The organism is Roseibium sp. (assembly GCF_025698965.1).
Taxonomy (GTDB): domain Bacteria; phylum Pseudomonadota; class Alphaproteobacteria; order Rhizobiales; family Stappiaceae; genus Roseibium.
This window is the reverse complement of record NZ_JAILWL010000427.1, coordinates 1-5742: the sequence shown is the minus strand read 5'-3', so window position 1 is coordinate 5742 and position 5742 is coordinate 1. Positions and strand designations below refer to the sequence as shown.

Annotated in this window: 6 protein-coding genes; 2 read left to right on the top strand and 4 right to left on the bottom strand. The window is 54.9% G+C overall.

The features are described from left to right. The 3 genes from K5905_RS26005 to K5905_RS25995 all read right to left on the bottom strand — a co-directional run. Positions 1-750: ABC transporter substrate-binding protein (locus K5905_RS26005; RefSeq protein WP_297589605.1), on the bottom strand; the 750-nt coding region annotated here is incomplete at its 3' end. A gap of 121 nt (positions 751-871) precedes the next feature. Further along, on the bottom strand, positions 872-2041 hold the full coding sequence (argE, locus tag K5905_RS26000; RefSeq protein ID WP_297589603.1) for an acetylornithine deacetylase: 1170 nt from the start codon (positions 2039-2041) through the stop codon (positions 872-874). Positions 2042-2060: 19 nt separating this feature from the next. Next, entirely contained in the window at positions 2061-3860 is a 1800-nt protein-coding gene (locus K5905_RS25995; RefSeq protein ID WP_297589601.1) for an adenylate/guanylate cyclase domain-containing protein, read from the bottom strand. Between the two features lie 113 nt (positions 3861-3973). Between K5905_RS25995 and K5905_RS25990 the strand changes: the two genes are divergently transcribed. Then, positions 3974-4333: an ArsC family reductase gene (locus tag K5905_RS25990; protein WP_297589597.1), complete on the top strand. Its 360-nt coding sequence runs from the start codon at positions 3974-3976 to the stop codon at positions 4331-4333. Positions 4334-4366: 33 nt separating this feature from the next. Here K5905_RS25990 and K5905_RS25985 read toward each other — a convergent pair whose 3' ends face one another. Then, entirely contained in the window at positions 4367-4828 is a 462-nt protein-coding gene (locus tag K5905_RS25985) for a D-Ala-D-Ala carboxypeptidase family metallohydrolase (RefSeq protein ID WP_297589594.1), read from the bottom strand. A gap of 149 nt (positions 4829-4977) precedes the next feature. Here K5905_RS25985 and K5905_RS25980 point away from each other — a divergent pair. Next, positions 4978-5742 (top strand): aminotransferase class III-fold pyridoxal phosphate-dependent enzyme (locus tag K5905_RS25980; protein ID WP_297589592.1); only part of this gene is annotated, 765 nt, incomplete at its 3' end.

Sequence of the window (5742 nt, the reverse complement as noted above, 5' to 3'; positions counted from 1 at the left end):
CTGAACCGGAATTGGATAAACCATGTCCAGTTCGCCGGACAGGAGCGCCGCAACTCGTGTGGCATCGGAAGAAATCGGAGTGAACTCCACCGTATCGAGATTATGCTCCGCTTTGTCCCACCAGCCGTCGAATTTTTCATAGACGGTTTTCACCCCTGCTTCGTGGCTGGTGATCTTGAACGGACCGGTGCCATTGGCGTGCAAGGAAGCATAATTCGGCGTCGTGTCGGACGCGGACGTTACCTTGACCGCATCGTTTTCGGTCGTCCATTCCTTGTCCATGATGTAGAACGTGTCCCACTCATAGTTAAGGATCGGGTTGGGTCCCGGGAGCACGAAATCGACGGTGTAGTCATCGACGATCTCCACCTTGACGTCTGCGCCGACCCGGGTGCTGAGGTCGGAGCCTTCGGAGCGGACGCGATTCACGGAAAACGCAACGTCTTCTGCGGTGAAGTCATTGCCGTTGTGGAACTTGACACCCTGACGCAGCTTGAAGCGCCAGCGGTTGGGTTCGACAATCTCCCAGCTCTCTGCCAGCGCCGGCTCGATCGCCAGGTCGGCACCGCGGCGGGTCAGGCCCTCGTATGTATTGCCAAGTGATGACAACGTGAATGTCTCATTGAGACTGTAAGGGTCGAGGCCATTCAAACTGCCCTGAAACGCAAATTTGAGTGTTTCAGCCTGAACAGCCGACCCTGTCCCTGCGACTGCCAGCGCAGCGGCCAGTAATACTGATTTTTTGTTCATTTTCCCCTCTTATTTCCGGTTTCCCGAATGGCATGTCGAGCGCACAAAACTCTGCCAAAAACTGAGCGCTCAACTTGATTGAAAGAACTATGACATTGTAAATCTCTGTTTTCAAACCCGTTTAGCTGCCTTTCCGTGACATGTCCTTAAGTAAACCGTCCAAAAAGGCAGCACACCTGTCCAATTCGACAAGCTCAATAAATTCATCCGGTTGGTGAGCCTGGTCGATTGAACCCGGGCCGCATATCACCGTCGAGAGACCGTAGTTCTGGAAAATACCGCCCTCGGTTGCATAGACCACGACCGTCCGGGAATTGTCTCCGGTGAGGCGGCGCGCGATCGTCTCAGCAGTTCCATCGATCTCCTCTTTCAGGCCGGGAACATTTGCAAGCACCTCAACATCTATCCGACAATTCTTCGAAATCTCCAGCATGCCCGGCAGGACGTCGGTTTCGATGAATGACCGGTAGGCGCTGATCCAGGTCAGCGCATCTTCGCCTGGAAGCAGGCGTATATCGGTTTCAAACGTGCAATGCTGTGCTGTTATGTTATGCGCCTGTCCACCTTCAATCGTTCCACAATGGAGTGTCGTATAGGGTGGTTCGAATGGACAATTCGGGTCTGCGTTCTCCTTGTTTTCCGCCGTCTTTCCATCCAGCCAGGATATTAGCCTGGCGGCTGCGGATATGGCGGATACGCCCTGGTGCAGGAGGCTGGAATGAACCGGATGACCGCGAATTGTTGTTCTGAGAACCGTTATGCCCTTTTGCCCGGTGACAACTTTCATATTTGTAGGTTCGCCCACGATCGCGATGCTGGGTTTTGGACCTCTGGCAAGAACGTCCTCGATCAGCGGTGCTACACCGAAACAGCCGATTTCCTCATCATAGGACAGGGCAATATGGATAGGTTTTTTCAGGTCCGATTTCAGAAAGTCAGGAACTTTTGCAAGTACCGTCGCTGCAAACCCCTTCATATCCGCACTGCCCCGGCCATAGAGGCGACCATCGGCCTCCCAGGCTTCAAACGGATCCTGCGACCAGTCCTGACCGGCGACAGGAACAACGTCTGTATGGGCGGACAGAACCACGCCGCCATCAACCGCGGGCCCGATCATGGCATGAAGTGCTGCTTTCTGGCCGGTCCCGTCAGGCACCAGAGTTGAATGAACACCCAGTCCGTCGAGATAGTTCTCGGCAAATCGGATGAGATCGAGGTTACTGCGATCGGAAACCGTGTTGTAGGAGATCAGTTTCTCCAGCATTTCACGCGGTGTGTATGTTTTGCTCACAGTTCCTCCGACACGCGTTCTAGCCATCCGGGACAAGAACGGTATCTAACCGGTTTACTGTAAAGATTTGCAAGGGAATTTCTTTTCCGCGCAGTTTGATTTCAGCGGTTTCCGCGCCGGGAAGTTCAGCACCTGCTGCATCCACCACGGCCTGGGAAACAGCCAGAAAGCTTCCATGTGCCTTGTTTTCCGTTTCCAGCCTGCTGGCCGTATTGACGACGTCGCCAAGCGCGGTCAGTCCGCCATTCGCGCCGGCGGAACCGATCCTGCCAAGGATTGCGGGACCCATATGCACTCCGATTCCAAGGCGAATGGAATCCCGGAATTGAGGGCCTTTTTCGGCGTCCAGCGATTTCATGACCGCTTCGATTCCCTTGCACGCTCGAAGTGCCTGTCTGGCACCGGTCTGCGCATCGCTGTCCATACCAAAAATCGCCATGATGCCGTCACCGATGAACTTATCCACATAACCGCCTTCGGCACGGATCGCGGCGGATGTCTGGTCCAGATAACTGTTGAGCAGATGTACGACGTCATAGGCAAGTTGAGCCTCTGTAATGCCGGTGAAGTTGCGCAGGTCGACAAACATCACCACCACTTCCTTTTCAACTCCCCAGTGGTAGGCATCTTTTTGGTGCTCACCTGTCGCCGCACTGGCCTTGACGGCGACCAGAGGCTGAACCTCGATGTTTTGTTGCGGCCGGATCTGACAGGCCAGCCTGACATCGTCCGCAGCGCCGATGCGGGCAAGAACCGCTGTTTCCGCCGAAGTTGGCTCAACAAGTTCCTCCCTGCCATTGAGGACTTTGACGCGGCAGGTTGAACACCGCGCCCTGCCACCGCAAACGGATGCCAGCGGCACGTCGTTCATGCGACTGATTTCCAGCAATGTTGCGCCTGGTTTTGCTTTGACCGCCAGCCCGCCCGGGTAGGTAATTGTCAGTTTGCGGGCCGTCAGGCTGAGGAGATAGCGGATTAGAATTGCAAGCAGCGTAACGACGATCAGACCAAGGACCACGGACCGCGCCTGATCCCGGACATCCGAAAGCCACGCGAACTGGTCCGATGAAATGTTCACCTTCACGTCCTTGGTAAGGGCAAGCCGGCGCGCGCCTTCGATAAAGCCCCACAAGGCCATGACCGGCATGGCGACGGCGAAGGCAAGAGCTGCGTATTTCAGTTTTTGATAGAGCGGGTAGAGCCTCAGCCAGAAATGCAGACCAATCATCGAATGTATCCAGACAACGAGCAGCAGCAAAGATTGCGAAACCGCCCGGTCTGGCCAAAGGATCGTCAGCATCTGATGGTAAGTCGGCAGAAAGCCGAAATTTTTGTTCAGTGCCATGGTCGTGCTGACATGGGGGATCAGGGCCCACGGAATATAGAGACCCAGTACAAGCTGGGTGAATTCCCAACGGGGCATCTTGAGAGTGCGCCGTTTCGACGTGCGCCACAGGGCGAGGATCACATGGGTCAGCGCCGCGAGCAACAGTACCAGTTCACCAACGGGGTTTCGCCAGACCCAATAGTGCCAGAGCGATGCCTTCTCCATCGCGTTGACCGAAATGATACCAAGCGCATGGTTTGAGAAATGGCTCAAACAGAAGGCGAACAGGATCAGTCCGCTCCAGAGTCTGAGGCGTTGACGCCAGTTGCCCCAGGAAGGGTTCAGTGAAGTTCTGACCGCGGGTCTTTCCGAGTTTGCCGGGGCAGATGGTGCATCAGACGCTGTCATGAACAATCCCTGGTCGTCCCTGATGAGCTGGTCGTCGTGGTAGACCGACTGGCTGAATATTGAAATCAGTGACTTGGCATTCAAGCTTGGTCAACCCGCACAGTGGAAAGATTTTGCGCAGACCTTGAAACTCATGCGCCAAACCGCAACTGTCCAGCCAGCAATCCGAACAGGGCAAGAAACAGGAAATTCGCAGCATGAAAGTCTACGGTATCAAGAATTGCGACACGGTCAAAAAGGCCAGAAAGTTTCTTCAGGAAGCTGGAATCGACTACGAATTCCACGACTACAAGAAAGATGGCGTTGATGGTGACAGGTTGGCCGAATTCATGAAGGAATTTGGCTGGGACGCCGTGCTCAACAAGCGCGGCACCACCTGGCGCCGGCTGGATGAGGCGACGCAGGAAAGTGTCGTTGACGCTGCCAGCGCTCTTGAAGTCCTGATTGAACATCCCTCCGCGATCAGACGGCCGATCGTCGAAGCCGAGACAAAGAATTTCATCGGATTTGATCCGGTTGCCTGGGAAATGGCGCTGGAGTTGGGCGAACTGAAATAGCTCACCCAAACAGCTCTTGCCGGGCCAGGTCCATTACCAGGTGCGACGGGGCCCGGTATCGATGTGATAGTGCCCAGAGGAGTAGCGCTTGTAGCCGCCAACCTCTGGCTGTGCCTTCAAAAAGGCAACGACGGAAGCAGGGTCGCCGCGAACGGAGAAGTCCACTGCACGGCAATTCAGGTGGTAGGAGTTTTTCGCGCCGCCCTTCCACCAGTTCTCAAGCCACCAGCGTTTGGTGGAATGAACGGTCACCTTGCCATAGCGCTTGGCGACCCGGTTCAGCACCTTTTTCAGTTTGCGCGGCACGCACCAGGAAGAATCGTCGTAGCTGATGGAATTGTGGGATGCGGTTGCCCATCCCATCCCGGTCACTCCGGCGACGGTTCCGCAGCCGGCAAGCGTAATTGTAAATCCGATAAAGAAGATCCAGGCGAAGAGGCGCTGACGCATGACGGGCGAGCCTTGAAGAAAAGTGTTTGCGATGTCGTCCCCCATGCCGAGGTTCCTGCAATTTGATTAAAATTGTGATGAAAAACGTGGTTAACAGACACAAGAAACAAATGTTTCAGATTTCGCTATAGTCTGATACAAATGTCACAAATTCTCACTGGATCTTATCCAAATTACCTGTCGGATTTCACTTCATGTCGCATGTCTTTCCTCGTCATACCAAAGCAAGCCTACCAGCCGCTGCTGCTGGAGATGGTTGCTATATTATTGATAGTTCAGGGAAAAAGTATTTCGACGGATCGGGTGGCGCTGCCGTGTCCTGTCTGGGGCACAGTGATCCGGACGTCACAAGAGCAATCAAGGAACAGGTCGACAAAATTGCGTTTGCCCATACCGGTTTTTTCACAACGGAACCGGCAGAGGAGCTTGCAGACCTCCTTATTGAGAGTGCTCCGGGCGATTTAGACCGCGTTTATTTTGTCTCTGGCGGTTCGGAAGCGGTGGAGGCCGCACTGAAACTGGCGAGGCAGTACTTTCTGGAGAAGGGTGAGAATTCCCGCCACAGGGTCATTGCCCGCCGGCAAAGCTATCACGGCAATACACTTGGAGCTCTCGCAACCGGCGGCAACCAGTGGCGGCGTGAGCCTTTCTCGCCTTTGATGATCGAAACGACTCATATTTCGCCCTGCTTTGAGTATCACGGTCGCCTCGAAGACGAGACGGCGTACGACTACGGACAGCGGGTTGCCAATGAGCTGGAGGCGGAACTTCTGCGTCTGGGGCCGGAAAACGTGATGGCTTTCGTGGCCGAACCGGTTGTCGGGGCGACCGCTGGAGCTGTGCCGCCTGTTGAGGGCTATTTCAAGCGCGTTCGTGAGATTTGCGACCAATATGGTGTGTTGCTGATCCTGGATGAGGTCATGTGTGGTATGGGGCGGACCGGTACCTTGTTTGCATGC

What these genes read in the sequence shown, in the direction of transcription:
- K5905_RS25985 (WP_297589594.1), bottom strand. Translation starts at nt 4,828, where the DNA reads ATGGGGGACGACATCGCAAACACTTTTCTTCAAGGCTCGCCCGTCATG.
- K5905_RS25990 (WP_297589597.1), top strand. Translation starts at nt 3,974, where the DNA reads ATGAAAGTCTACGGTATCAAGAATTGCGACACGGTCAAAAAGGCCAGA.